Annotated in this window: 25 protein-coding genes and 1 pseudogene; 14 read left to right on the forward strand and 12 right to left on the reverse strand. The window is 58.4% G+C overall.

The features are described from left to right. The 7 genes from HHJ16_RS12195 to HHJ16_RS12225 all read left to right on the forward strand — a co-directional run. Positions 1-1,573: DNA translocase FtsK (locus tag HHJ16_RS12195; protein WP_296900910.1), on the forward strand; the 1,573-nt coding region annotated here is incomplete at its 5' end. A gap of 5 nt (positions 1,574-1,578) precedes the next feature. Continuing rightward, positions 1,579-2,223 carry an outer membrane lipoprotein chaperone LolA gene (gene lolA / locus HHJ16_RS12200; RefSeq protein WP_296900912.1) on the forward strand — a complete coding sequence of 215 codons (645 nt, stop codon included), beginning with the start codon at positions 1,579-1,581 and terminating at the stop codon, positions 2,221-2,223. Between the two features lie 60 nt (positions 2,224-2,283). Further along, positions 2,284-3,591, forward strand: a complete 1,308-nt coding sequence (locus HHJ16_RS12205) for a replication-associated recombination protein A (protein WP_296900914.1) — start codon at positions 2,284-2,286, stop codon at positions 3,589-3,591. 257 nt (positions 3,592-3,848) lie between these two features. Continuing rightward, positions 3,849-4,778, forward strand: a complete 930-nt coding sequence (locus HHJ16_RS12210) for a branched-chain amino acid ABC transporter permease (RefSeq protein WP_296900916.1) — start codon at positions 3,849-3,851, stop codon at positions 4,776-4,778. A 48-nt stretch (positions 4,779-4,826) separates the two neighbouring features. Next, positions 4,827-5,912 (forward strand): ABC transporter ATP-binding protein, encoded by a 1,086-nt coding sequence (locus tag HHJ16_RS12215; RefSeq protein WP_296900918.1) that lies wholly within the window; start codon positions 4,827-4,829, stop codon positions 5,910-5,912. Between the two features lie 5 nt (positions 5,913-5,917). Beyond that, complete coding sequence (locus HHJ16_RS12220) at positions 5,918-6,691, forward strand: ABC transporter ATP-binding protein (protein ID WP_296900920.1); 774 nt, start codon at positions 5,918-5,920, stop codon at positions 6,689-6,691. Between the two features lie 14 nt (positions 6,692-6,705). Further along, complete coding sequence (locus HHJ16_RS12225) at positions 6,706-7,422, forward strand: ABC transporter ATP-binding protein (protein WP_296900922.1); 717 nt, start codon at positions 6,706-6,708, stop codon at positions 7,420-7,422. A 112-nt stretch (positions 7,423-7,534) separates the two neighbouring features. Here HHJ16_RS12225 and HHJ16_RS12230 read toward each other — a convergent pair whose 3' ends face one another. After that, the gene (locus tag HHJ16_RS12230; RefSeq protein WP_296900924.1) at positions 7,535-8,575 is read right to left on the reverse strand and encodes a CDP-6-deoxy-delta-3,4-glucoseen reductase; all 1,041 of its coding nucleotides are present in this window, start codon (positions 8,573-8,575) and stop codon (positions 7,535-7,537) included. A 72-nt stretch (positions 8,576-8,647) separates the two neighbouring features. On the opposite strand from HHJ16_RS12230, the gene HHJ16_RS12235 reads away from it, so the two are divergent. Further along, positions 8,648-9,574: an NAD-dependent epimerase/dehydratase family protein gene (locus HHJ16_RS12235; protein ID WP_296900926.1), complete on the forward strand. Its 927-nt coding sequence runs from the start codon at positions 8,648-8,650 to the stop codon at positions 9,572-9,574. 608 nt (positions 9,575-10,182) lie between these two features. Here HHJ16_RS12235 and HHJ16_RS12240 read toward each other — a convergent pair. Further along, positions 10,183-10,389, reverse strand: a pseudogene (locus HHJ16_RS12240) (transposase); the annotation flags it as partial. 241 nt (positions 10,390-10,630) lie between these two features. Here HHJ16_RS12240 and HHJ16_RS12245 point away from each other — a divergent pair. From HHJ16_RS12245 to HHJ16_RS12255, 3 genes are all read left to right on the forward strand, one after another. Continuing rightward, a complete protein-coding gene (locus HHJ16_RS12245; RefSeq protein ID WP_296900928.1) occupies positions 10,631-11,179 on the forward strand; it encodes a MarR family winged helix-turn-helix transcriptional regulator in 549 nt (182 codons plus the stop codon). Next, entirely contained in the window at positions 11,176-11,622 is a 447-nt protein-coding gene (locus HHJ16_RS12250; protein WP_296900930.1) for a hypothetical protein, read from the forward strand. The genes HHJ16_RS12245 and HHJ16_RS12250 overlap by 4 nt, the downstream gene beginning before the upstream one ends. A 217-nt stretch (positions 11,623-11,839) precedes the next feature. Next, positions 11,840-12,499: a DUF1345 domain-containing protein gene (locus HHJ16_RS12255; RefSeq protein ID WP_296900932.1), complete on the forward strand. Its 660-nt coding sequence runs from the start codon at positions 11,840-11,842 to the stop codon at positions 12,497-12,499. Between the two features lie 47 nt (positions 12,500-12,546). Here the strand turns inward: HHJ16_RS12255 and HHJ16_RS12260 are convergent, their stop codons facing one another. Genes HHJ16_RS12260 through HHJ16_RS12270 form a run of 3 tightly spaced genes read right to left on the reverse strand, consistent with a single transcriptional unit; the run spans position 12,547 to position 15,661 of the window. After that, positions 12,547-13,497: an EamA family transporter gene (locus HHJ16_RS12260; RefSeq protein ID WP_296900934.1), complete on the reverse strand. Its 951-nt coding sequence runs from the start codon at positions 13,495-13,497 to the stop codon at positions 12,547-12,549. Beyond that, a complete protein-coding gene (locus HHJ16_RS12265) occupies positions 13,494-14,027 on the reverse strand; it encodes a methylated-DNA--[protein]-cysteine S-methyltransferase (RefSeq protein ID WP_296900937.1) in 534 nt (177 codons plus the stop codon). The genes HHJ16_RS12260 and HHJ16_RS12265 overlap by 4 nt, the downstream gene beginning before the upstream one ends. Continuing rightward, complete coding sequence (locus tag HHJ16_RS12270) at positions 14,024-15,661, reverse strand: DNA-3-methyladenine glycosylase 2 family protein (protein WP_296900940.1); 1,638 nt, start codon at positions 15,659-15,661, stop codon at positions 14,024-14,026. The genes HHJ16_RS12265 and HHJ16_RS12270 overlap by 4 nt, the downstream gene beginning before the upstream one ends. Positions 15,662-15,794: 133 nt before the next feature. Between HHJ16_RS12270 and HHJ16_RS12275 the strand changes: the two genes are divergently transcribed. The 3 genes from HHJ16_RS12275 to HHJ16_RS12285 are packed head-to-tail and all read left to right on the forward strand — an operon-like array spanning position 15,795 to position 19,625. Further along, positions 15,795-17,180: a phosphomannomutase/phosphoglucomutase gene (locus tag HHJ16_RS12275; RefSeq protein ID WP_296900941.1), complete on the forward strand. Its 1,386-nt coding sequence runs from the start codon at positions 15,795-15,797 to the stop codon at positions 17,178-17,180. 52 nt (positions 17,181-17,232) lie between these two features. After that, complete coding sequence (gene waaC / locus HHJ16_RS12280; RefSeq protein WP_296900943.1) at positions 17,233-18,276, forward strand: lipopolysaccharide heptosyltransferase I; 1,044 nt, start codon at positions 17,233-17,235, stop codon at positions 18,274-18,276. Next, positions 18,273-19,625: a 3-deoxy-D-manno-octulosonic acid transferase gene (locus HHJ16_RS12285; RefSeq protein ID WP_296900945.1), complete on the forward strand. Its 1,353-nt coding sequence runs from the start codon at positions 18,273-18,275 to the stop codon at positions 19,623-19,625. Before waaC ends, HHJ16_RS12285 begins: the two co-directional genes overlap by 4 nt. A gap of 103 nt (positions 19,626-19,728) precedes the next feature. Here the strand turns inward: HHJ16_RS12285 and leuB are convergent, their stop codons facing one another. The 7 genes from leuB to HHJ16_RS12320 form a co-directional block, all read right to left on the reverse strand. Continuing rightward, a complete protein-coding gene (gene leuB, locus HHJ16_RS12290; RefSeq protein ID WP_296900947.1) occupies positions 19,729-20,799 on the reverse strand; it encodes a 3-isopropylmalate dehydrogenase in 1,071 nt (356 codons plus the stop codon). A gap of 68 nt (positions 20,800-20,867) precedes the next feature. After that, on the reverse strand, positions 20,868-21,518 hold the full coding sequence (leuD, locus tag HHJ16_RS12295) for a 3-isopropylmalate dehydratase small subunit (protein WP_296900949.1): 651 nt from the start codon (positions 21,516-21,518) through the stop codon (positions 20,868-20,870). Then, a complete protein-coding gene (locus HHJ16_RS12300) occupies positions 21,518-21,658 on the reverse strand; it encodes an entericidin A/B family lipoprotein (protein WP_296900951.1) in 141 nt (46 codons plus the stop codon). Before HHJ16_RS12300 ends, leuD begins: the two co-directional genes overlap by 1 nt. A gap of 23 nt (positions 21,659-21,681) precedes the next feature. Beyond that, positions 21,682-23,133, reverse strand: coding sequence for a 3-isopropylmalate dehydratase large subunit (gene leuC / locus HHJ16_RS12305; protein ID WP_296900953.1), 1,452 nt, complete (start codon positions 23,131-23,133; stop codon positions 21,682-21,684). Positions 23,134-23,163: 30 nt separating this feature from the next. Continuing rightward, positions 23,164-24,084, reverse strand: a complete 921-nt coding sequence (locus tag HHJ16_RS12310) for a LysR family transcriptional regulator (protein ID WP_296901319.1) — start codon at positions 24,082-24,084, stop codon at positions 23,164-23,166. A 300-nt stretch (positions 24,085-24,384) separates the two neighbouring features. Further along, on the reverse strand, positions 24,385-25,695 hold the full coding sequence (gene gltA, locus HHJ16_RS12315; RefSeq protein ID WP_296900955.1) for a citrate synthase: 1,311 nt from the start codon (positions 25,693-25,695) through the stop codon (positions 24,385-24,387). Between the two features lie 20 nt (positions 25,696-25,715). Next, positions 25,716-26,057, reverse strand: coding sequence for a succinate dehydrogenase assembly factor 2 (locus HHJ16_RS12320; RefSeq protein WP_296900957.1), 342 nt, complete (start codon positions 26,055-26,057; stop codon positions 25,716-25,718).

Genomic DNA, 26,057 nt, shown 5'->3' on the forward strand with positions numbered 1-26,057 from the left:
CCCGGTGCCGGTCCTGATCGAGCCCGCGCTGGCCGATATTCCGAAAAGCGAGCGGGTAGCGAAAGAGCGTCAAAAGCCGCTGTTCATCGAAATGCCTGACTCTAAGCTGCCGCAGGTGAATTTGCTCGACGGCGCATTGTTGCGGCAGGAAACCGTGGCGCCCGAAACGCTGGAAATGACATCGCGGTTGATCGAAAAAAAGCTCAGGGATTTTGGTGTCGAAGTGCGTGTGGTGGCCGCTGCGCCCGGTCCCGTTATTACCCGCTACGAGATCGAGCCCGCCACCGGTGTGAAGGGCTCACAGGTGGTTAGCCTTGCCAAGGACCTGGCGCGTGCCTTGAGCCTGGTCTCCATCCGCGTCGTTGAAACCATTCCGGGCAAAAACTACATGGCGCTGGAGCTGCCTAACGCGAAGCGGCAGTCTATAAAGCTCAGCGAAATTCTGGGCTCCCAAGCCTATAACGAAGCCAAATCACTGCTCACGCTTGGGCTTGGAAAAGACATCGGTGGCAATGCCGTGGTGGCCGATCTGGCCAAAATGCCGCATTGCCTCGTAGCCGGCACCACTGGCTCGGGCAAGTCGGTGGGCATCAATGCGATGATTTTGAGCCTGCTTTACAAGGCCGATGCGCGGGATGTGCGTTTGCTGTTGATTGATCCCAAGATGCTGGAGATGAGTGTCTACGAAGGTATTCCGCATTTGTTATGCCCGGTGGTCACCGACATGCGTCAGGCCGCGCAAGGCCTCACCTGGTGCGTCGCCGAAATGGAAAAACGCTACAAGCTGATGAGCAAGCTGGGCGTACGCAATCTGGCGGGCTACAACGTCAAGATTGACGAAGCCAAGGCAGGCGGCGAATTTATTTACAACCCCTTCAGCCTGACGCCCGAGCAGCCTGAGCCGCTGGAGCGTCTGCCTTACATCGTGGTGGTGATTGACGAGCTGGCCGACTTGATGATGGTGGTGGGCAAGAAGATTGAAGAGCTGATTGCCCGCCTGGCCCAGAAAGCCCGTGCGGCGGGTATTCACCTGGTGTTGGCGACTCAGCGACCCAGCGTCGACGTGATTACGGGCCTGATAAAAGCCAACATTCCGACGCGCCTGTCATTTCAAGTCAGCAGCAAAATTGACAGCCGCACCATACTCGACCAGATGGGTGCAGAGGCTTTGCTCGGCATGGGCGACATGCTCTACATGCCCAGCGGGACGGGCTTTCCAGTCCGCGTGCATGGCGCCTTTGTGAGCGACGATGAAGTACACCGGGTGGTCGCCTATCTCAAGCAGCAAGGGGAGCCAAATTACATCGAGGGGGTGCTTGAAGGCGGTACGGTCGATGGTGACGGCGACCTGACGGGCGAAACCAGCGGGGGTGAGAAAGATCCGATGTACGACCAAGCGGTTGAAGTGGTGCTGAAGAACCGCAGGGCCAGCATCTCGCTGGTGCAGCGCCACCTCAAAATAGGCTACAACCGCGCGGCGCGCCTGGTGGAAGAGATGGAAAACGCGGGGTTGGTCAGTGCCATGAGTGGCAGCGGCCAGCGCGAAATTTTGGTGCCTGCACGGGCGGAATAACGACCATGAAAAATTTTGTTGCTACTGTTTTAATAGCTTCTTGCGCTTCTTTTGCGTGGGCAGACGGACTGGCAAGCCTTGAAAGTTTCGTGAAGACCGTGAGCAGCGGTCGTGCGAACTTTACCCAAGTGGTCACGGCACCTGCCAAGGAAGGCCAGAGCCCGCGCAGCAAGATATCCAGCGGCACGTTCGAGTTTGCCCGTCCCAATCGCTTTAGATTTAATTATAAAAAGCCTTTTGAGCAAAGCATCGTGGCCGACGGCCAGACGCTGTGGCTGTATGACGCGGATCTGAACCAGGTTACCGCTCGCAATCAGTCTGGTGCGCTGGGCTCTACGCCGGCAGCCCTGATTGCCGCCGCGCCGGATTTGCATGCCTTGCAGGCGGACTTTAAGCTGGCTGCCGCACCCGACAAGGACGGCCTGCAGTGGGTCGTGGCCACGCCCAAGGCCAAGGACGGCCAGTTGCAAGCGGTGCGTGTGGGCTTTCGAGCGGGCGAAAAGTCTACCGGCCTGGCCGCGCTGGAAATCCTTGATAGTTTCGGCCAGCGCTCTGTGCTGAGCTTCAGCCAGGTGGAAGTCAACCCGCACCTGCCCATCGACACCTTTCAGTACAAGCCGCCAAAGGGAGCGGATGTAATTCGTCAGTGACGACGAATGAATTTTTTCGGCAGGGTGTGATGCGCGCCTGATTCGAGGCTCAAGGACTCTATGGCTACCTCCTCATCCCACCAACCCCTGGCCGAGCGGCTGCGCCCCCAAACTTTGGGACAGGTCATTGGGCAACAGCATTTGCTCGGAGAAGGCATGCCGTTGCGCATCGCCTTTGAGTCGGGCCAGCCGCACAGCTGCATTTTGTGGGGACCGCCCGGTGTCGGTAAAACCACCATCGCGCGCCTGATGGCCAGCAGTTTTGATGCGCATTTCATCACTATTTCCGCGGTGCTCGGTGGCGTCAAGGACATTCGCGAAGCCGTTGAGCAGGCCACTATCTGGCAAGGGCAGGGGGAGGGTAACGGCAAGCGCACGCTCGTGTTTGTGGATGAGGTGCATCGCTTTAACAAGAGTCAGCAGGATGCTTTTTTGCCGCATGTGGAAAGCGGCCTCTTTACCTTTATCGGGGCTACCACCGAAAACCCTTCGTTTGAAGTGAATTCGGCCTTGCTGTCACGCGCGGTGGTCTACGTGCTGCAACCGCTTCTCGAGGATGACCTTAAAAAAATAGTGATGAGAGTTCTTGAGGAGCGGGCGCTACCAGCTATCGAAATAATTGCAACTGAAGCGATCGAGCGACTCACGGCTTACGCCGACGGCGACGCCCGGCGTTTACTCAATACGCTCGAGTCCCTCGATGTTGCTGCACGCAGCGAGAAAATTACCGAAGTGACCGACGCCTGGCTGCTCAAGGTGCTGGGTGAGCGCCTGCGCCGCTACGACAAGGGCGGTGAGCAGTTCTATGACACCATTTCGGCGCTGCACAAATCCGTGCGTGGCTCCGACCCCGACGCCGCACTCTACTGGTTCATGCGCATGCTGGATGGGGGCGCCGAGCCGCTCTACATGGCGCGTCGGCTCATCCGCATGGCCAGCGAAGACATCGGGCTGGCCGACCCGCGCGCGCTGCGAATGGCGTTGGATGCGGCCGAGGTCTATGAACGGTTGGGCTCACCGGAAGGTGAGTTGGCGCTGGCACAATGCGTGGTTTATTTGGCGGTTGCGCCCAAATCCAACGCGGTCTACAAGGCGTTCAACGAAGCCAAGGCCTTGATCAAGAAAGACGGCACGCGTCCGGTGCCGCTGCATTTGCGCAATGCACCGACGCGGCTCATGAAGGAGCTCGATTACGGCAAAAACTACCGCTACGCCCACAATGAGGAGGGTGGTTTTGCCGCCGGTGAAAATTACTTTCCGGAAGGGATGCCTCCGCCCGAGTTTTACAGGCCCGTCAGTCGGGGCCTGGAGATCCAAATCTCCGATAAGCTGAAAGAGTTGAAGTCCAGGAACAATCAGAAAAACTAATAAAAAACAAAACCAACTGATAAAGCCTTCTTTGACCGCGAAAATAAAGTTTCTCTAGGGTAAACCCCGCGAAAACTTTCGTGTTGGCTCGATTCTCGCTTCACACGCATGGCTACAATTCGCGGATTAGCTCGCCACGTTCACCAGTTATCTGGTTTTGACAGGCGGGCTTTTTGTTAACTCGCGCGATCCTCCGGTGATCCCGACGGTTTGCGGCGCAAGCAGAGTTGGCAATTTCAATTTAATGGAGATTAGTTATGGAAGTATTGCTTCAGCAGATCATCAATGGTCTTGTTTTGGGCAGCATGTATGCCCTGATCGCGCTGGGCTACACCATGGTGTACGGCATCATCAACCTGATCAATTTTGCCCATGGCGAGGTATTGATGGTGGGGGCGCTGACCAGCTGGACCATCATCCGCTGGATGCAGGAGGCATTGCCTTCGACTCCGGGTTGGCTGATTTTGCTGATTTCACTGCTGATCGCCTTCGTGGTGTGTGGTGCTCTGAATTTTGCGATTGAAAAAATCGCCTACCGACCACTGCGCAATTCACCCAAGCTGGCGCCACTCATCACCGCCATTGGCATGTCGCTGCTGCTGCAGACGCTGGCCATGATCATCTGGAAGCCCAACTACAAGTCTTATCCGACACTGCTCCCACCGGAGCCGCTTCAGGTGGGCGGTGCCGTGATTACCGTCACGCAGATTTTCATTCTGGGTGCGACGGCGGTTTCGCTCTCGGTGCTGATGTGGCTGGTGCACTACACCAAACTCGGTCGTGCCATGCGGGCCACCTCCGAGAACCCGCGCGTCGCCGCGCTGATGGGTGTGCGGCCCGATACGGTCATCTCGGCGACCTTCATCATCGGTGCCGTTCTGGCGGCGTTGGCCGGTGTGATGTACGCCTCCAACTACGGTACCGTCCAGCACACCATGGGTTTTTTGCCAGGCCTTAAAGCCTTCACTGCAGCGGTGTTTGGTGGCATTGGCAACCTGGGGGGAGCCGTTCTGGGCGGCATTTTGCTGGGACTGATCGAATCTATCGGTGGTGGCTATCTCGGGACCTGGACGGGCGGTGTGCTGGGCAGCCAGTACTCAGATATTTTTGCTTTTGTCGTGCTGATTTTTGTGCTGACGCTCCGGCCCTCGGGCTTGCTGGGTGAACGTGTGGCGGACCGGGCTTAGGCCTGCTGTCGAAGTCGATATCAAGCTCAGTGATAAGGAAAAGTTCTGATGAAACCTAATAAATTGCTTACTTTCTTGGTGGTTGCAGCCGCGTTGCTGGTGTTGCCGCTGGTGCTGCAACAAGGGGGTAACGCCTGGGTGCGGATTGTCGACATGGCGCTGCTGTATGTACTGCTTGCGCTCGGACTCAACATTGTGGTCGGCTACGCCGGCCTGCTGGACCTGGGCTACGTGGCATTTTTTGCAGTCGGCGCCTATCTGTTTGCGCTGCTCGGCTCGCCCCATCTGGCGGGCTCTTTTCCGGCTATTGCAGCAGCCTTTCCCAACGGTCTGCATCTTCCGATCTGGGCCACCATTCCGGCCGCTGCTGCCGTTGCTGGCCTCTTCGGCGTCGCCTTGGGTGCGCCAACGCTCAAGTTGCGCGGTGATTACCTGGCTATCGTCACGCTTGGCTTTGGTGAAATTATCCGGGTCTTCCTGAATAACCTGGACCGTCCCATCAACCTGACCAACGGGCCCAAAGGCATCGACCAGATTGACTCGATAAAGTTTTTCGGACTCGATCTGGGTAAGGCGCATGAGCTCTTCGGATTCGAGATCACCACGGTGTCCATGTACTACTACCTCTTTCTGGTGCTGGTCATCATTTCGGTAATCATTTGCCACCGGCTGGAAAACTCACGCATCGGACGAGCCTGGATGGCGATTCGCGAAGACGAAATCGCCGCCAAGGCCATGGGCATCAATACCCGCAACATGAAGCTGCTGGCGTTCGGCATGGGGGCCACGTTTGGCGGCGTTTCGGGTTCGATGTTTGCCGCCTTTCAGGGTTTTGTCTCGCCGGAGTCGTTCAGCCTGATGGAGTCGATCATGATCGTCGCCATGGTGGTGCTGGGCGGCATTGGTCATTTGCCTGGAGTCATTCTGGGCGCATTACTGCTGGCAGCGCTGCCAGAGGTATTGCGCTACGTGGCCGGGCCGTTGCAGGCCATGACCGATGGCCGACTGGACTCTGCCATCCTTCGCCAGTTGTTGATTGCGCTCGCCATGATCACCATCATGCTCATGCGGCCCCGCGGCCTCTGGCCTTCGCCGGAGCACGGCAAGTCGCTTGTCAAATCCATTAAAAGCTAAGGAGAATGGACGTGAGCGAAACCATTCTTAAAGTCGCCGGCGTGTCTAAACGCTTTGGCGGGCTGCAGGCCCTCAGTGATGTCGGCATCCATATTGAGCGTGGACAGGTCTATGGTCTGATTGGCCCTAACGGGGCCGGAAAAACCACCTTCTTCAATGTGCTGACCGGCCTGTATACGCCGGACAGCGGCACCTTTGAGCTGGCCGGAAAGCCTTACAAACCGACGGCGGTGCACGAGGTTGCCAAGGCCGGCATTGCCCGCACCTTTCAAAATATCCGACTGTTTTCCGACATGACCGCACTCGAGAATGTGATGGTTGGCCGGCATATCCGTACCCACTCCGGCCTGATCGGTGCGGTGTTTCGCACCCCGGGCTTCAAGCATGAAGAAGCCGCCATCGCCCAACGTTCCCATGAATTGCTGGAATATGTCGGCATCGGCAAATACGCTGATTTCAAGGCGCGCACCTTGAGCTACGGCGACCAGCGGCGTCTTGAGATTGCCAGGGCACTGGCTACCGATCCACAACTGATTGCCCTTGACGAGCCGGCCGCCGGCATGAACGCGACGGAAAAAGTGCAACTGCGCGAGCTGATCGACCAGATCCGCAAGGACAACCGCACTATTTTGCTGATTGAGCACGACGTGAAATTGGTCATGGGCCTGTGTGACCGGGTGACGGTACTTGACTACGGCAAACAGATCGCTGAAGGCCCGCCCGCCGAGGTGCAGAAAAACGAAAAAGTGATCAGTGCCTATCTGGGTACAGGTCATTGAAGGACAACAAAGACATGGTAAATACACTTCTTAAAGTGACCGGCCTCAAGGTGGCCTACGGCGGCATTCAGGCGGTGAAGGGCGTTGATTTTGAAGTCAACGAAGGCGAACTGGTCACCTTGATCGGCTCCAACGGTGCCGGAAAAACCACCACCATGAAAGCCATCACCGGCACCCAGCCAATGCTGGCGGGTGACATCGAATACATGGGGAAAAGCATCAGGGGCCGCGGCGCGTGGGATCTGGTGAAAGAAGGCCTGGCCATGGTGCCTGAAGGCCGTGGCGTGTTCGCTCGCATGACCATCATCGAAAATTTGCAGATGGGCGCCTACGTCCGCAACGATAAGCCCGAAATCGCCGCCGACATCGAGAAAATGTTTGTGTTGTTTCCGCGCCTGCGCGAGCGCAAAGACCAGCTGGCTGGGACCATGTCCGGCGGCGAGCAGCAGATGCTGGCCATGGGCCGTGCGCTGATGAGCCGCCCCAAGGTGCTTCTACTGGACGAACCGTCAATGGGTTTGTCGCCCATCATGGTGGACAAGATTTTTGAGGTCGTGCGCGACGTCTCCGCACACGGCGTCACCGTTTTGCTTGTGGAGCAAAACGCCAGCCGCGCCTTGGGCATTGCAGACCGAGGCTATGTCATGGAATCGGGCCACGTCACCATGAACGGTGCCGCGAAAGAGCTGCTCAACGACCCGCGCGTCAAGGCCGCTTATCTGGGTGAGTAAATGGGGCTGGAAGGGCTAGCGTAAGGCGCCGGTAGTTCCTGAACTATCGGTTTTTTTCTAGTGTTGTTTGGTTTGAATAGTTCAAAAAACTCTGATTCCGCGTCGCTTTAATTTACCCCGCCTTTGCCTTGTCGGCTTCAGTGGTGAACGAATCGGCGTAAAACTCTTCGGCCGGCAAGGCTGCCTTCGCGCTGTAGTCGGCGCGGGCTGAATCCACCACAATCGGCGCGCCGCAGGCATAAACCTGGTAGCCAGACAGGTCGGGAAAATCTTCTAATACAGCCATGTGAACATAGCCGGTGCGGCCGGTCCAGTGGTCTTCAGGCAGGGCGTCAGAGACGACTGGAATATAGGTCAGGTGGGGCATCGCGGCTACTTTGGAAAGTATCCAGTCAGTCATGTACAAGTCGGCTGGGCGTCTGCCGCCCCAATAGAGCACGGCGGGGCGCGTGATGTTCTTGTACTGCATGTGTTCGATCAATGCCTTGATGGGCGCAAAGCCGGTGCCGGATGCCAATAGAACCATCGGTTTGTTGCTGTCTTCGCGCAGGAAGAAGCTGCCATAGGGTCCTTCGATACGCAAAATTTCTTTTTCTTTCATTGGGCCGAAGACGTGTTCGGTGAATTTCCCGCCCGCCATGTAGCGAATATGCAGTTCCAAGCCAGGGGCATCGACCTGCGTGTGCGGAGCGTTGCCCATGGAGTAAGCACGGCGGTCCCCATCGCGAAGCAAAATTTCTACGTACTGGCCGGCATGGTATTTGAGCAGTTCGCTGGCGGGTAACTGCAGGCGAATAATCATCACGTCGCGCGAGGCGCGGACTAAGCTGCTCACCCGCGAAGGCATCTTCTTGATGGGAAAAGCGCTTTCATCGGTTACCTGGCGCGATTCGATCACCACGTCCGTGTCGGCTACGGCGCAACAAGTCAATATAAAGCCATTGGTTTCTTCCTCGGGCGACAGGGCCTTGAGCTGGTGCGCGCCATGCGTCACCGTGCCTTCAAGCTTCTTGCACTTGCAGGAACCGCACGCACCGTCCTTGCAGCCGTAGGGCAGGCCAATTCCCTGTCGAATGGCGGCGGCCAGCAGCGCTTCGTCGACTTTAGCGGTAAAAGTCCGGCCGCTTGGTTGCACGGTTACGTTGAAACTCATAGTCGGTATCCTTGCTAGTACTATTATTCAGTTCGTTAATTAGCTCGGCTGGTGTTCCAGCAACCCCCAATTTTGCCTTCAAACCTAACTCCCCTTGGCGCACTGCCTTCCCGTTTCCGCCGTGAGCGTGTTTTGATCGTGGGCTGCGGTGATGTCGGTTTGCGCGTCGCCCGCCAGCTGCCGCCCAAGCTCAAACTTATCGCCCTCACCTCCACCGCCGCGCGCCTGCCGGCTCTGCGAGCGGAGGGCATCACCCCTTTGCAAGGCAATCTGGATGACGCTGCCACCCTGCGCCGACTGGCCGGGCTGGCCACCCGTGTGGTGCATCTGGCGCCGCCTCCTAATCACAACCCGGATTGGCGCAGCGACCCCCGTACCCTGGCGCTTCTGCGCACGCTGCGTCTGCGCAGCCTGCCGAGGTCGCTGGTTTATGGGTCGACCAGCGGAGTCTATGGCGACTGCGGCGGCGACTGGGTGAGCGAAACCCGCAGCGTGAACCCGCACACGCCGCGCTCCCAGCGCCGCGTGCATGCAGAAGGCCATCTGCGCCTGTTTGGACGCGCCACCGGCACAAAGATACACATCCTGCGAATTCCCGGTATCTACGCCTCCGACCGCGAAGGTGGTACGCCGCGAGAGCGGCTGCTCAAGGGTACGCCCGTGCTGCGCCAGGAGGACGACGTCTACACCAACCATATTCATGCCGACGACCTGGCAAGAGCCTGTCTGGCAGCTCTGTGGCGCGGCAAGCCGCAACGAGTTACCCATGTCAGCGACGACACGCGGATGAAGATGGGCGATTATTTTGATCTGGCGGCTGATCTCTACCAATTGCCAAGGCCGCCCCGGGCTCCGCGCAGCACGGCGCAGCAGCAGCTGTCGCTGATGCTGCTAAGTTTCATGAGCGAGTCAAGAAGATTGAACAACCAGCGGATGAAGACAGAACTGAAGCTCGTGTTGCGCTATCCGACCGTGGCTTCTGGGCTACGCGCCGCATGAGTATTTCACCTGCGCCATGCCGCTTGGTCTGGACACTGGCCGACCTGACTTCGGGCGAGTTTGGTGGTTGGAATCTGATGACAAAGAATCTAGCCGAAGCGTCGGCGTTTAGTGCTCACCCAACGAATTTTCAACCAGCAGGCAAACTGGCAATTGGGTTGCCAACTCCGTGCGAGCGGTGAGCTACCCCGGTGGGGAATTACTCAATGCCTCATTGAAGAACACGAGCCTGGACATCACGCGCATTGAGCGATACACCGGACGGTAAATACCTGCTGGTTGGACTTGACCAGCCTCCTTTTACCGCTTCTCCTTTGGACATCTTCAACGCCCAGACTGGCGAAATCATGGATGCGGTTCATTTACCTAACCATGTCCAGGACATAGCGGTTCATCATTAAAGCACCGCCTTTGCAGCGGTGGCCGCGTCGGAAGGCATCTTCCTCTGGAAATTTGTTGCCCGCCGCGATTGACCGCTTAACGTTTTAGCCAACTTGTTGCCTTGACCGGTTGAATCCAAGCGGCAAAGCCGACGCCCGTTTCAGCAGCATTGCGGCCGACCGACACCCTGGTTTGAAGACATATTTACGACTTTAATTGCGCAGAATCCAGCCTACGAAGTTCAAACTGTAGCGCACCATGTGCACACATACGCAGCTGCCCGCCGTCTTCGGTAACACCGCTTCAATCGCCTCGGGAAAGCCTTTCAGGTCATCCACACAGGCAATGAAGATGTCCTGCACTCCGCGGTTCTTCAGTTCGGTGACGACTTGCAGTCAGAACTTGGTGCCCTCGGTCTGGGCAACCCACAGGCCTGGCGTTCATAAAGGCGAACGTAAGCGTCAGATGACCGACAGCAAGATCGACTTAACCAAGAAGATTGCTAATCTGCGTTGTGTCGCCTCACGTAGCCAAGAATCGAGAGCCGGTGCCAACGCTGTACTGCTGGATTCCAGCCTCCTCGCACGCTCAACTTACTTTGCACCTCGTTTTCTGAGACGCCCCTTCTTAGCGATAAATAATTATTGACAACCAGTTTCCGTTAGTGGAAACTGGTTGTCATTAAGCGCACTGAGCAATCCTCATACAGGCGGCTGCGAAATCCAACTGACCATAAAGGAATCCATTGTGACAATCGAGCCAACCCCCGAGGCCGGCATATTAACCAACATTATGCTCATGGTCTTCCGTTTGAATGGCCGCCTTTTGGAGAAAGGCGACCAACTGGTTGAGCCCTTCAATCTCACCAGTGCCCGCTGGCAAGTGCTGGGTGCCATGGCATTAGCTGGAAAGCCCCTTTCTGCGCCGCAGATCGCTGAAGCGATGGGGATCACCCGACAAGGGACACAGAAGCAGCTCAATAGACTGGAGGAGGACGGCTTCTTCAAGCAGAGCATCAACCCACGCCACCAGCGCTCGCCCCTTTATGTCTTGACCGAAATGGGCAAACGCATTTTTACTAAGGCGATGGCCATGGAGGCGGTCTGGGCTAACGGACTCGTTATTGGCCTTCCTTTGCAAGACCTTAAGAACACACTACAAACCTTAAACACTGTTTATGAACGGCTCGACTCTCCCGTTCCGAAGAAAGATTCCCGAGCATGAAGCCCATTATTCACGCGATCGCCGGCACCACAGCGATGTTTCTCCTCGCCGGCTTCTGGACTTCCACCCTAGTCTCGGAGGTGTTTTTTGACAGTGCGGCTGTGGCCGCAGTCAAACACGCCATTGTTTACGGCCTCTTCTTGCTGGTGCCGTTCATGGTCGCTACCGGCGGCTCCGGCTTCGCACTTGGCAAAACGCGCAAAGGAGGGCTTGTTGTTCAGAAGAAGAAGCGTATGGCGATCATCGGCACCAACGGCCTGTTAGTAATGATTCCAGCGGCGATTTTTCTCAACATTAAGGCCGCTACTGGTGAATTCGACGTATTTTTTTATGCTGTGCAGGTAGTGGAACTGATTGTCGGTGGTATGCAGTTCACCCTTATGGGCATGAATTTCCGCGACGGGCTCAAGCTGGCCGGCAAGCTACATCTGCGAGCAAATTAACGACAAGGTGCGCAATAGGCGGCAGGTGACTGGGCAGTACTTTCCTATCAACCAGAAAGCCGCCAGCACCCTTAACCGGGTCGGTTTAAGCTGGAAGCGCGTGACCCCTGCCTTCCGACCGGCAAGGTCCAGCCAGTTCAAGCGGCCGTAGGAACAGGTTGAGCGGTTATTGAAAATGCGTTTTAAGGGGGAGTGCCGCTGCCTCACAATAGTGACCATGCACAAACATCTTTCAGAAACCACAGGTCCACAACGGCTGGTCTATGGCTTTTTGATTGGCGTTGCCGCCGCGGCGATTCCGCTTCCGATGCAGTGGCAGTTTCGCGGACTCTTCGGATGGTGTGTGGGTATTGGCGTGTATCTGATGCTGGCCTGGTGGCTATGTGTGCGCTTTGATTCAAAACGAACGCGAACGCGGGCTCAGGCGCAAGACGAACCGAGTGTGATACTTTTTTTGCTGATGCTGCTGGCAACGGTCGCGTGTGTGACGGCCATTACGCTGATGCTGCAGCAGATTCGGAACCACGCGGGCGCGCAGCGCGCGCTTCATATTGCGTTGTCGATGGGCGCCTTGGCCGCTTCCTGGTTATTCATCCAGACCATATTCGCGTTTCGTTATGCCCATCGTTATTACCATAAAGAGCGGTTGAATGAGCCCGACGGGCCAGGCCTGCAGTTTCCCGGTGGCCTTGATCCCGATTATTTCGATTTTTTGTATTACTCGCATGTGGTTGGAATGACCTCGCAAGTGTCCGACGTGCAGGTGACCTCGCGCGAGATGCGCCGCCTCACGCTGGTGCATGGTGTACTTTCCTTCGGGTTCAACATGTTGATTCTGGCGCTCAGTATTAATGTGGTGGCCGGCGCCCTCCAATAGCTCACTGCCGGGCTATTGGACGCCTGCGTCTGACGGATCGGCGGGAATCACCGCCCCAAGGTTCTGTCCCGCCCAAGCCTCAAAAGCCCGGTGGACAGCGCGGTGCCACACACAATCACGCCGGCACACATGAGCATCCACGGCGTGACGCGTTCTCCGAGAAATACCGTGCCATAGAGCACGGCAAAGACAGGGATCACAAACGTGACTGCCAGCGCGCGCGGCGGACCGGCGTTTTCAATCAGGCGAAAAAACAAGATGTACGCCAGTCCGGTGCACACCACCCCAACTGCCAGCAGCGCCAGCCAGGCCGATGTGCTCGGCAGGCGTGCGGGCCATAGCCAAACGGCAGGCAAGGCGAGCCCCAGCGTCGCGCCGATCTGGCTGCCTGCGGCCGTCACGAGGGGCTGCAAGCCTGAAAGATAGCGCTTGGCGTAGCTGGCCGAAATACCGTAGCACAGGCAGGCCAGCAAGCATGCCAGCACGGCCCAGCCGGGCGCAACTCCCGAGGCATCGGGCTTGAAGCTGGCTTTATCCCACGCAAGCAGGGCCACGCCAGCAAAGCCGATAGCCAGCCCCAATACGCGTGAGCGGTTAGGTTTGTCTCTAAGCCATCCCCAGGCAATCAGCGCACCAAACATTGGCACCGTGGCGTTAAGAATGGCCGACAGCCCGGTGCTGATGGACAGCAGCGCAAATGAGAAACAGGCAAAAGGAATGCCCGAATTAAGCATGCCGATGAAGAAAATCCTGCGCCAGTTTTTCTTCAGCTCCGGCAATAGACCGCGCAGCCATACGAAAGGCAGCAGGAAGCCAGCCGCAATCGCTACGCGGACGCCCGCAGTCGGCAGCGGCCCAAACTCGACCGTCCCAATACGCATGAAGAGGAATGAAGCGCCCCATATGGCCGCCAGCAATCCGAAATCGGTGACCCAGTGCTTGGGATTGTTATTGGCGAGGGCGGCGGCACCCGCGCGATCTGAAGACCTTGAACTCACAGCATGCTTTCCTGAAATGCACCCTCAAGCTTGAGTAGTGCGGTTTTGCGATCGAGTCCCCCTGCGTAGCCGGTAAGCGAACCGTCGGCGCCCATTACGCGGTGACACGGCACGATGATACTGATAGGGTTGCGCCCGACAGCCGCGCCCACTGCTCTAACAGCGGTCGGTCTGCCAATGCGGAGGCTGATCTCGCCGTAACTGACGGTGTCACCGTGCGGAATGGCGAGCAGTGCCCGCCACACCGCTTGCTGGAATAGCGTGCCGCCTGCCAGATCGAGCGGCACATCAAAACGGCTGCGCTGGTGAGTGAAATAGTCGGCAAGTTGCTGGCTGGCTTTTTTCAGCACGGGATGGTCGGGACCACTGGGCCAGACCAGGGCGCCGACTTGCCCAGTGAGCTCGGGCGGCAGATAGCGCTGGTTTTCAACAAACCAAAGTCCTGCCAGGCCCTTGGACGTTGACGCGATAACGATAGGCCCCAGAGGGCTCGGCAGGCTGGTTTGGACGATGGAAGGATCGAATTTCATGAGGGATTCCTTGAGTGCTCTGATTTTCCAAAGAGTTGCGGGGAGTGCCTTGTTTCCTTTAGCGCGCTTTGCCTTGCAGGAGAACCACAGGAAGTCGCCAATTCAACCGTGTTTGGCGACGCGACGAGATCGGCGGCCAGCCTGCCGCTCCAGGCGCGAACGACCGCATAGCTGCGCCAGGGTTTCCAGGCCAGTGAGGCTTGTTCAGCGTGCTTGGCCGGATTTTTTAAGTGTTGCACCCCCAGCGCTTTCTGCAATGCCACATCGGCGGCCGGAAACGCATCCGGCCAGCGCAGGGCGCGCATGGCAATGTATTGCGCCGTCCAGTCTCCAATGCCGGGAAGCGCTTTCAGCGTCGCCACGGTCGCGTTGATATCCGCAGCGCCGTGCAATTGCAGGCGTTTCTCAGTGACGGCCTGGGCAAGCCCGACGATGGCGGCCTGCCGCTGCTTGACAATGCCGAGCTGGCCCAGCGCGTCGCCGCTGGCAGCGGCCAGCACGGCGGGGACGGGAAACAAATGCGTCAGTTGAGCCCATGGCGTTGAAATCGGTTCGCCAAACCGATCGACCAGGCGTTGCGCCAACGTGCGGGCCGCCGCCACCGTGATCTGCTGGCCGAGCACCGCACGCACCGCCAGCTCATAGCCATCCAGTGCGCCGGGTACACGAAGCCCGTCGCCCGCTGGAAATGCGTTGTGCAGGACGCTGTTGATGGCGGTCGGGTCGGCGTCCAGGTCAAACAGGGCGCGCACTCGGAAAATCACCAACGGCAGCACTTCCCGGAGTGAATCGCTGACACGCAGAACCAGCTGGGATCGTGCCTCGTCAAAGCTGGCATGCAACCAGCCGGCATGCACCGTGCCTTCCGACTCGACGCGAAACGTCCTGGCGATTCCCGGCTGCTCTGCGTCTGCAGCTATAAATTCAATCGCTTTGATGCAGCGCTGGCTGAAAAAGTAGAGCAGGGCCGCGACGTCGTAAGGCGGCCTGTAGCCGAGCCGAATGGTCGTGCCATTGCCATTGCCATTGCCGCCGCGGTCAGCGCCCTGACGTCGTAACTGCGACGGGTTGAGTTGGTAGTGCGCCACGAAGCTAGCGTTGAAGCGCCGCAGGCTGGCAAAGCCACTCATCAGCGCGACTTGAGTAATCGGTAAATTGGTGTCGGCCAGAAGTTGCTTGGCGGTATGCAAGCGTCGCGTCTGCAAATACTGCAGCGGCGAGACACCAAAATGTGCTTCGAAAATTCGACGTACATGGCGGTCGCTGACACCCAGGCGGGCGGCGAGTTTGTTCACCGAGGGCGTCGCGTCGGACCATCCGTCGGGTTGGTCGAGCAGACGGGCCGCCTGATGCGCCAGCATGTAGGAAGCGTCCTGGATCGACCAGACCACCGAATGCGGAGCCAGTTCCGGCCGACAGCGCAGACAAGGACGAAATCCCGCTTGCTCGGCTTGCGCCGCATGACGGAAAAAGCGGCAGTTTTCACGCTTCGGGGTTCTGACGCTGCAGACCGGCCGGCAGTAGATGCCGGTGGACGTGACACCGGTAAAAAAGCAACCGTCAAATCGGGCGTCCCTCGCTTTCAGGGCGAGGTAGCACTCGTTGTCGGCTAATGAGACGGTTGCGCTGGCCATGGAGAAATGATACGCCGGGCAGGGCTTTGGACTAGCCGTTTCCGGACATGCCCTGAAGGTCTTGTCCGGGCTGCTAGCGGAGGGGGTGCCGCCTACAATCATCGAACGCAAACTTTCAGAAAGACCCTCTTCCATGCAAGTCAACGCATCCATTTTCAAGGCCTATGACATTCGCGGCGTGGTTCCTGCCACCATCAACGAAGAGGTGGCTGAAGCGCTGGGAAAAGCCTTTGGCACGATTGCCCTGGCAGAAGGCGAGAAAACCGTAGCTGTTGGTCGTGATGGCCGGTTGAGCGGGCCTTCCCTCAGCGCCGCGCTGATACGCGGTCTTGCGGCGGCAGGCGTGGCTGTGTTGGACGTCGGCATGGTCACTACCCCCATGCTTTATTTTGCAGCCAACACGTTGGCCACCTCGGGCATTCAGGTTACAGGGAGCCACAACCCGAAGGACTACAACGGCTTCAAGATGGTGCTGGCGGGGCGCGCGATTTATGGCGACGACATCCAGGCCTTGCGGCGCGTGATCGAGGCGGAAACATGGACGCTGCCGGCCGCCCCCGGAATCATCCAAAGGGTCGACGTGGAGCCCGCTTACCGCGAGCGCATTGTCTCGGGTATCAAGTTGTCGCGGCCCTTGAAAATTATTATTGATGCGGGTAACGGCATTGCTGGCGCGTCGGCGCCGTCCATTTTTCGAGCGCTGGGGTGTGAGGTCACCGAGTTGTTCACCGAAGTTGACGGCAATTTCCCCAACCACCATCCTGACCCGAGCAAACCGGAAAACCTGCAGGACTTGATGCGCGCTTTGAAAAGCGGCGATGCCGAATTGGGGCTGGCCTTTGACGGCGACGGGGACCGGCTCGGCATAGTGACCAAGGACGGCCAGAACATCTACCCGGATCGGCAGATGATGTTGTTTGCACGTGACGTGCTCTCACGCGTGCCGGGCGGTACCATTTTGTTTGACGTGAAATGCTCGCAGCGTCTGGCCCCGGAAATTGAAGCGGCGGGCGGCGTGCCCCTGATGTACAAAACCGGGCATTCGCTGATCAAGGCCAAGATGAAGGAAATCAACTCGCCGCTGGGCGGCGAAATGAGTGGGCACATCTTCTTCAAGGAGCGCTGGTACGGCTTTGACGACGGCACGTATGCGGGTGCGCGTCTGCTGGAAATTGTCAGCCGCGTAACCGATGCGGGTGTCTTGCTCAACGCGCTACCCACCAGCTTCAGTACGCCGGAACTCAACGTGACCTGCCGCGAGGGAGAACCCCACACGGTGGTGGAAGCGTTGATAAAAGGGGCTCATTTTGCCGCGCCTGCCAAGCTATCGACTATTGACGGCGTGCGGGTGGATTGGCCGGATGGTTTTGGTTTGATCCGGGCGTCTAACACCACGCCTGTGCTGGTGCTTCGTTTTGAGGGGCACAGCCCTGAAGCGCTCCAGCGCATCGAGGCCGAGATGCTGGCATTGCTGCGCAGCGTGAAACCAGACGCAAGTATTTCGGCAGCGGCGCATTGATGCCATCGACCCAACGCCGCGCCCTCAACGAAGCGATAAAGGTGGGGGCGCCTTGAAGATTTTGTTGGTCAAACTGTCTTCGTTGGGCGACGTCGTGCATACATTGCCGGTGGTGCAGGATATTGGTGCGGCCTTGCCCGGCGCGCAGATCGACTGGGTGGTGGAGAAATCCTTTGCGCCGCTGCTGGCGCGGTCCCGCGGGCTGCACCGCGTCATTCCATGTGAGATCCGGCGTTGGCGCAAGTCAGTCTGGACGGCAGCGACGCGTCGCGAATGGCGCACGTTCCGCGCCCAATTGCAGCAAGAGGCCTACGACGCGGTCATTGATCTCCAGGGTTTGAGTAAATCTGCGCTGGTGGCGCGGATGGCACGGCTGGCGCCTGGAGGCCAGCGTTATGCGCTAGCCAACCAGACCGAGGGCTCTGCTTACGAGGCACCTACCCGGTGGGTGGCTGACGTCGCCATCCGCATTGAACCGCATACCCCTGCCGTGCAGCGCTCGCGCGAACTGGCGGCACGCGCACTGGGGTACAGCCTGCGGTCGGGCCCGCATTTTGGACTAGACCTACCTTCGCTCAAAGACCAGCAAAGCTCATTCGCTGCTGACAAGCTGGCAATGAAGGTGGCATTGGTGCACGGCACCTCGCGTGCAGACAAGGAGTGGCCGCTCAGTCACTGGATAGCGCTTGGCAGGCGTCTGAATGCGGCGGGCTTCCAGGTGGCGCTTCCGTATGGCAACGCCAGCGAATTGGTGACGAGTCAGGCGATCGCAGAGGCGCTGAATGAATGCGATGGTACTGATGCCCCCACCGATACGGCGCAAGCCCAAATCTGGCCTTTGCTAACGCTGGACGCATTGACTGAAGAATTGGCGCAATGTACTGGCGTGATTGGGGTTGACAGCGGCGTCAGCCATATCGCCGTCGCGCTGGATTTGCCGCATGTTCAGATCTACAACTTCGACACCGCTTGGCGCACCGGGCCTCAGACCGGAGGGCGCCAAGTGAGCGTGTTTGCGCAACCCACACCCTCCGTTGAGGCCGTATGGCAAGCTTGGCTGGCATGCCGAACGGTACACATTCAAGTTCCCGCATGAGCGCCTTGGCCCTGAAGTTATATTCCCAACTGATGTGGTTGGCGCAACCTTTGTTGCGCCGCAAGCTAATACGCCGGGGTCGCCAGGAGCCCGGTTATCTGGCGGCAATGGAGGAACGTTTTGGGTCTTACACCCAACCAGCGGAGATTTCTTCGGAGCTCGTTTGGGTGCATGCAGTTTCGCTGGGTGAAGCCCGGACGGCGGCGATCTTGCTCAACGCCATGCGCGCGCAAACGCCAGGGCTGCGCATTTTGCTGACGCATGGCACAGCCACGGGCCGCGCTGCAGGTCTGGGGTTGTTGCAACCAGGAGATGTTCAGGTGTGGCAGCCATGGGACAGTCCAACCGCTGTAGCCCGTTTTTTTAGCCACTTTCAGCCTCGGCTTGGGCTGCTAATGGAAACCGAAATCTGGCCCAACCTGGTGACCGCCGCGACGCTGCGCGCGATGCCCCTGGTACTCGTCAACGGCAGGCTTTCAGAACTGTCGATGAAAAAGGCGCTGCGCATGGCGTCGTTGTCACGCCCTGCCTACGGAGCGCTGTCGGCGGTGTATGCGCAGACCGAGGACGACGCTCATCGCTTTCGCCAGCTGGGCGCCCGGGTGGCCGGCGTGTTCGGCAACCTCAAGTTTGACGCCACGCCCGACGCGGGTCAGCTGGCGCACGGCAAAGCGTGGCGGCGCGCATTGACACAACCCGTGCTCATGTTCGCCAGCTCCCGGGACGGTGAAGAAGATGAATTTTTCAAGCAAATAAGCGCGGTCGCTCAGGGCCTCCACACGCCTGGCGGAACCACTACGGTAGCAAGCCCTCTTTTTGAAGCCACTTGGACTGGCGGCTTCAAAGTGTTGATCGTTCCACGGCATCCACAGCGTTTCAATGATGTGCAGGCGCTGGCTGAACAACACGGCTTGCGTGTTTCGCGTCGCTCGGAGTGGGCCGTGGGACCCGCCGACAGCGGCGAAGCGATGCGCGCCGATGTCTGGCTCGGCGACTCGCTGGGCGAGATGGCGCTGTATTACGGGCTCAGCGATGTGGCGTTGCTGGGCGGCAGCTTTGCGCCACTGGGTGGCCAGAACCTGATCGAGGCCGCCGCCTGTGGCTGCCCCGTGGTGATGGGAAAGCACACCTTCAACTTTGCCGAGGCCGCCGATATGGCGGAATCGGCCGGCGCGGCCCGTCGGGTAGCGAACCTTTCGGCCGCCGTGCAGACGGCGGTGAGGTTGCTCAGCGATACGCAGTCACAAGCGAATGCCGTGTCAGCAAGCCTGGCGTTCGCGGCTCGTAACCGGGGTGCGACCGCGCAGACCCTCAGCGCGCTGCAGGTTTTTCTTCCGCAAACCGCGTAAAGCTCGCCAGCGCTAGTTATTGGTGTGGGAACGGGTACTTCCTCGGACCACGCTGTTTGGCGCCGCTGCGACCGCCTGGGTAAAGCTGCCGCAGCTCGATACTTCAGGCCAGGGCGCTGACCACCGCATCACCCATTTGTACCGTGCCCACGCGGGTGGTGCCCTCACTGTAAATATCCGGCGTACGAAGGCCCTGGGTCAGCACCAGGCCGACGGCCTTCTCGATGCGCGCGGCAGCTTCAGGCTGGTTCAGGCTGAAGCGCAGCATCATGGCGGCGCTCAGGATGGTGGCCAGCGGATTGGCGACGCCCTTGCCGGCAATATCCGGCGCGCTGCCGTGGCTGGGTTCGTACAGGCCCTGGTTTTTGTCATTCAGGCTGGCCGAAGGCAGCATGCCGATGCTTCCCGTCAGCATTGCAGCAGCATCCGACAGGATGTCTCCAAACATGTTGCCGGTGACCACGACGTCAAATTTCTTCGGGGCCTTGATCAACTGCATGGCTGCGTTATCCACGTACATATGGTCCAGCGCTACGTCCGGATACTGCAGGCCAACTTCGCTGACTACGTCTTTCCAGAACTGAAAAGTTTCCAGCACATTGGCTTTGTCGACGCTGGTCACGCGTTTGCTGCGCTTGCGCGCCGCCTGGAAGGCGACGTGGGCAATACGTTCTATTTCGGGACGTGAATAGCGCATGGTGTCAAAGGCTTCTTCCGAACCCGGAAAGTGTCCGTCGATTGCAATGCGACGGCCGCGCGGCTGGCCAAAGTAAATGTCACCTGTCAACTCGCGAATGATGAGGATGTCCAGGCCTGCCACCAGCTCGGGCTTGAGGCTGGAGGCGTGGGTGAGCTGCTCGTAGCAGATGGCAGGGCGAAAATTGGCGAACAGGCCGAGGTTTTTGCGTAGACCCAGAATGGCTTGTTCCGGGCGCAGCGGGCGATCGAGCTTGTCGTATTTCCAGTCCCCTACCGCGCCAAACAGGATGGCGTCGGCGTCTCTGGCGAGCTTCAGCGTGGCGTCAGGTAGCGGGTGTCCAAAGGCTTCGTAGGCAGCGCCGCCGACTAGGGCGGTTTCGGTGTCGAAGGGCAGGTCGAGAACGCCGAGAACCTTGACCGCTTCGGCGATGATTTCAGGGCCGATGCCATCGCCCGGGAGAATTGCTATTTTCATGATGGCTCTATTTTTTATGGGAAAGAATGCCTTCTGCTATGGCGCAGGAGCTTGATTTGATTGATGGATCAGGTCGAAACCGTATGGTTCAGCCAGGGCTTTTGCGCCAGGCGTTCGGCTTCAAACGCCTTGATTTTTTCGGTTTGGAGCAGGGTCAGACCAATGTCGTCAAAGCCGTTGAGCAAGCAATATTTACGGAAAGCCTGCACCTCGAAAGGTAGCTCTTCACCTTGCGCTTTGACGATGACCTGGCGTTCCAGATCAATCGTCAGCGTATAGCCGGGGAAAGCGGTCACCTCGTCAAACAGTTGCGCCACTTGCGCCTCGGGCAACACGATAGGCAACAGGCCGTTTTTAAAACTGTTGTTGAAAAATATGTCGGCATAGCTGGGCGCGATGATGGCGCGAAAGCCATACTGGTCCAGCGCCCAGGGCGCGTGCTCGCGTGAAGAGCCGCAGCCGAAGTTCTTGCGCGCCAGCAGGATCGAGGCACCTGCATAGCGGGGCTGGTTCAGCACAAAGTCCGGATTCGGCTTGCGCGCGGCTGGGTCCTGGCCGGGGAAGCCCGCGTCCAGGTAGCGCCAAGCGTCAAACAGGTTGACACCGAAACCGGTTTTTTTGATCGACTTGAGGAACTGCTTGGGAATGATCGCGTCGGTGTCGACGTTCTCGCGGTCCATCGGGGCCACGAGGCCCTTGTGTACAGTGAATGTTTGCATTATTTTTTCTTCGCAGAGCCTTCAATTTTCTCGCCAACCTTTTGCACGTCTTGTCCGATGCCTCGAAAGGTATTGCATCCGACCAGTAAAAAGGCCAGTGAACCGAGTGAAAGAATGAGGAGTGCCGTAGTTTTTTTCATAATAATTTTCCTGAAGCGTGGGCTTAGACAAATTTGCGGATGTCGACAAAATGGCCATGCACCGCCGCTGCCGCCGCCATGGCTGGGCTGACCAGATGGGTGCGGCCTCCGGCACCCTGACGGCCTTCAAAATTGCGGTTGCTGGTCGAGGCGCAACGCTCGCCTGGCTCCAGTCGGTCGGCGTTCATCGCCAGACACATGGAGCAGCCGGGTTCGCGCCACTCAAAACCTGCCAGAATAAAAATCTTGTCGAGGCCCTCGCGCTCGGCCTGTTCCTTGACCAGGCCAGAGCCCGGCACCACCAGGGCCAGCTTGACGCTTTTGGCAACTTTCTGACCGAGCTTCTTCACCACCGCCGCGGCGTCGCGCAGGTCTTCAATGCGGCTGTTGGTACACGACCCGATGAAGACCTTGTCGATGTACAGATCGTTCAGGGCCTTGCCGGGCTCCAGGCCCATGTAGGTCAGCGCCCGCTCAATGGCGCTGCGTTTGTTGGCGTCCTTTTCTTTCTCGGGGTCGGGCACCTTGTCTTCGATCGACAGCACCATCTCGGGCGAGGTGCCCCAGCTCACTTGTGGCAGGATCTGGCTGGCATCCAGCTCAACCGTCGCATCGAATGTTGCATCGGCATCGGAGTGCAGCGTGGACCAGTATTGCACCGCCATGTCCCATTCCGGGCCGCCGACAAACTGGCCGGTTTTGGGGTCCGTTCCAGGGGCCAGCAAACGACCTTTCAGATAGTCGATGGTTTTCTGGTCCACTGCCACCAAGCCGGCGCGCGCACCCCCTTCAATGGCCATGTTGCAGATGGTCATGCGGCCTTCCATGCTGAGCGCGCGGATCGCCGAGCCGGCAAATTCAATCGTGAAACCGGTGCCGCCTGCCGTGCCGATCCTGCCGATGATGGCCAGTACGATGTCCTTGGCGGTGCAGCCTTTGGGCAGCGAACCTTCGACCTTGATGAGCAGATTTTTGGCTTTTTTCGCAAGCAGGGTTTGCGTCGCCATGACGTGCTCGACCTCGCTGGTTCCGATGCCGTGCGCCAGCGCGCCAAAAGCACCGTGGGTGGAGGTATGCGAGTCACCGCAAACCACCGTCATGCCAGGAAGTGTCGCGCCGTTTTCGGGGCCGATCACATGCACGATGCCTTGACGTTTTGACAGAAACGGAAAGAACGCCGCTGCGCCAAATTCCTTGATGTTGCTGTTCAGCGTGGTGATCTGCTCTTTACTGACCAGGTCGGTGATGCCGTCGTAGCCCAACTCCCAGCCAGTGGTGGGGGTGTTGTGGTCGGCAGTGGCGACTATCGAGCTGATACGCCAAACCTTGCGGCCTGCTTCGCGCAAGCCCTCAAAGGCTTGCGGACTGGTGACTTCGTGGACCAGATGCCGATCGATATAAAGAATCGAGGTGCCGTCTTCTTCGGTGTGAACGACGTGCTCGTCCCAGATTTTGTCGTAGAGGGTGCGTCCCATGGGGTTTCCTTTGTGATCTCGAATGTGATTTTAGGGGGCTGCGGGCGTGGTGAGGTGATCGACCAGCAGCCGGGCGGTCAGCGGTAGTGTGGAGAAATCCCGCGCCACCAGCTCGATCTGGCGCGCCGCCCAGTCATCCAGCAGCTCGACGGCTTCCAGTTCACCCACACCGTGCATTAAGTCAAAGGCGCGCTGCGGCATCACGCCCACGCCCAAGCCGTTATGAATCATGCGGCACATGGCGTCCAGTCCGGTGACGTGGATGCGCAGTTTGAGGGTGCGGCCCACGGCCGCCGCTGCTTGCCGCATAGCCAGGTAAATCGAGCTGTTGGAAGGCAGGCCGACCTGGTCGTACTCCAGGGCTGCTTCAAAATAAATAGCACTTTGCGCAGCTAGATCGTGCCCTCTGGGAACGATCAGCACTAATTTGTCATTGCGGTAGGGGCGGGTCTGGAGGTCCCCCGTGCCATGGGCGGTATTGCAGACGCCCAGGTCCGCAGCGCCCTCCTGAACCGCACGCGTCACCTCCGTGCTGAGGTGTTCTTCCAGGTCGATCTTGACCTCTGCATGCTGGCGTATGAAGGCCCCAAGGTCCTCGGGCAGAAACTGCACGATGGCCGAAATGCTGGCGTGTATGCGCACATGGCCGCGCACTCCGTTGGCGTATTCGCTCAGTTCACCCTGCATTCTTTCAAGGCTGAAGAGTACCGAGCGGGCGTGGTGTAACAGGCTTTCACCCGCCGGGGTCAGGTCGACGCCCCGGGCGTGGCGATAAAGCAGCGGGGTGCTCAATGTGGCCTCCAGATCGCTTAGGCGCTTACTGACTGCGGAAGCGGCAATGAATTCGCGCTCAGCCGCTTTGCCAATGCTGCCGAGCTCGCACACCGCTACAAATAACTGGAGCGAAGTCAAGTCAATGCGGCGGGCGAAGTTACGATCAGAGCTTTTGATGGACATGGTGTGACGGCATCGCATTTGGCGATGAATCTACATTTTGTTCCAATTAAACAAAAAATAGTCATCGTAATAGGAGATGACTACCCTGCCAAAATGGTTGTCCTTCAAACAATAGTTTGAAACTTGGTCGTGGCTTTGGGTGCGGCGCCTATCGGACGGACTCGATCAGCGATTTAAGAAAGCCTCTGACGCATGGCAGCCGATGCGATGCGATTATTGAGCGCCACACATTAAAAAGCCCGCCGATGTTGCCATCTGGCAGGCCTGGGGTAGGGCGATAAAACGATTGCCAGCTTAGCGCTGGGCCAGGGGCTTCACGTCCCGCTGAGTTGATCCGGTGTACAACTGACGCGGACGGCCAATTTTGTACTCGGGGTCGCCAATCATTTCGTTGAGCTGCGCAATCCAGCCCACAGTGCGGGCCAGTGCGAAGATCGCGGTAAACAGCTGCACGGGAATGCCAATGGCGCGCTGCACGATGCCGGAGTAGAAGTCGACGTTGGGGTAGAGCTTGCGGGACACGAAATAGTCGTCTTCCAGTGCGATCTTTTCCAGGGCCATCGCTAGCTTGAACAACGGGTCGTTTTCCAAGCCCATCTCACGCAGCACTTCCTTGCAGGTTTCCTGCATCAGTTTGGCGCGCGGGTCGTAATTTTTGTAGACGCGGTGACCAAAGCCCATCAGCTTGACACCGGAGTTCTTGTCTTTGACCTGCTTGATGAAGTCGCCGATTTTCTCGATGCCGCCGTTGTTCTGAATATCACCAAGCATGTTGAGCGCGGCTTCGTTGGCGCCGCCGTGCGCCGGACCCCAGAGACAGGCGACACCGGCTGCAATGGCCGCGAATGGATTGGTGCCGGATGAACCGCACAGGCGAACCGTGGACGTCGATGCATTCTGCTCGTGGTCCGCATGCAGGATGAAGATGCGGTCCAGCGCGCGTTCCAGCACAGGGTTGACCTTGTACTCTTCACACGGTGTGGCGAACATCATGTGCAGGAAGTTGCCGGCATAGCTCAGGTTGTTCCGGGGGTACATATAAGGCTGGCCTGCGGTGTACTTGTAGGCCATGGCCACCAGCGTTGGCATCTTGGCAATCAAGCGGATCGCGGCGATTTCGCGATGCACTGGATTATTGATGTCGGTGCTGTCATGGTAGAAGGCCGACAGCGCCCCGACCAGACCGGTCATGATGGCCATCGGATGCGCGTCGCGGCGGAAGCCCCGCAGGAAAAACTGCATCTGCTCATTGATCATCGTGTGGGTGGTCACGCGGCTGACAAAATCTTTTTTCTCGTCGCTGTCGGGCAACTCGCCATATAGCAGCAGGTGGCAGGTTTCCAGGAAGTCGCAATTGGTGGCGAGCTGCTCAATCGGGTAACCGCGGTACAGCAGTTCGCCCTTGTCGCCGTCAATGTAGGTGATGGCAGACTGACAGGACGCCGTCGACAAGAAACCTGGGTCATACGTGAACAGGCCGGTCTGCGCGTACAGCTTGCGAATGTCCACAACATCAGGGCCTACAGTGCCCTGGTACATGGGCAAATCTACGCTCGGGCTGCCATTGCTGAAGGACAGGGTGGCTTTATTGTCGGCTAACTTCATGTTCGGTTCTTTCTCTCGTATCAAATTGGGCTGGTCAGGGGCCCGGCAGCCGCAGGGCGGAGCACGTGTAAAACTTCAAATGCTTCCATTGTGGAGGCAGTGGCTTGTGCCTTGGTCTCAGTCAGCTGGCCGGGCTCTTTCTTTTTTAGCAGCAGGTCGAGCAAATCGTTGTCAGCCAGTTCCATTAAATCAGCCAAGCCTTTGGCTTGCCTGACGGTCAATGTGGATTCATGGCGTAAAAAGAATTTCTCGATCAGCAGGTCGTTTTCCAGCAGACCGCGGCGGCAGCGCCACCTCAGCTTGCTTAAACCGCGCTGGTCAAGTAGTTCGGATGTCTTATCGGTAAGTCCGCTAGGTTCCAT

The organism is Polaromonas sp. (assembly GCF_012927485.1).
Classification (GTDB): domain Bacteria; phylum Pseudomonadota; class Gammaproteobacteria; order Burkholderiales; family Burkholderiaceae_C; genus Polaromonas.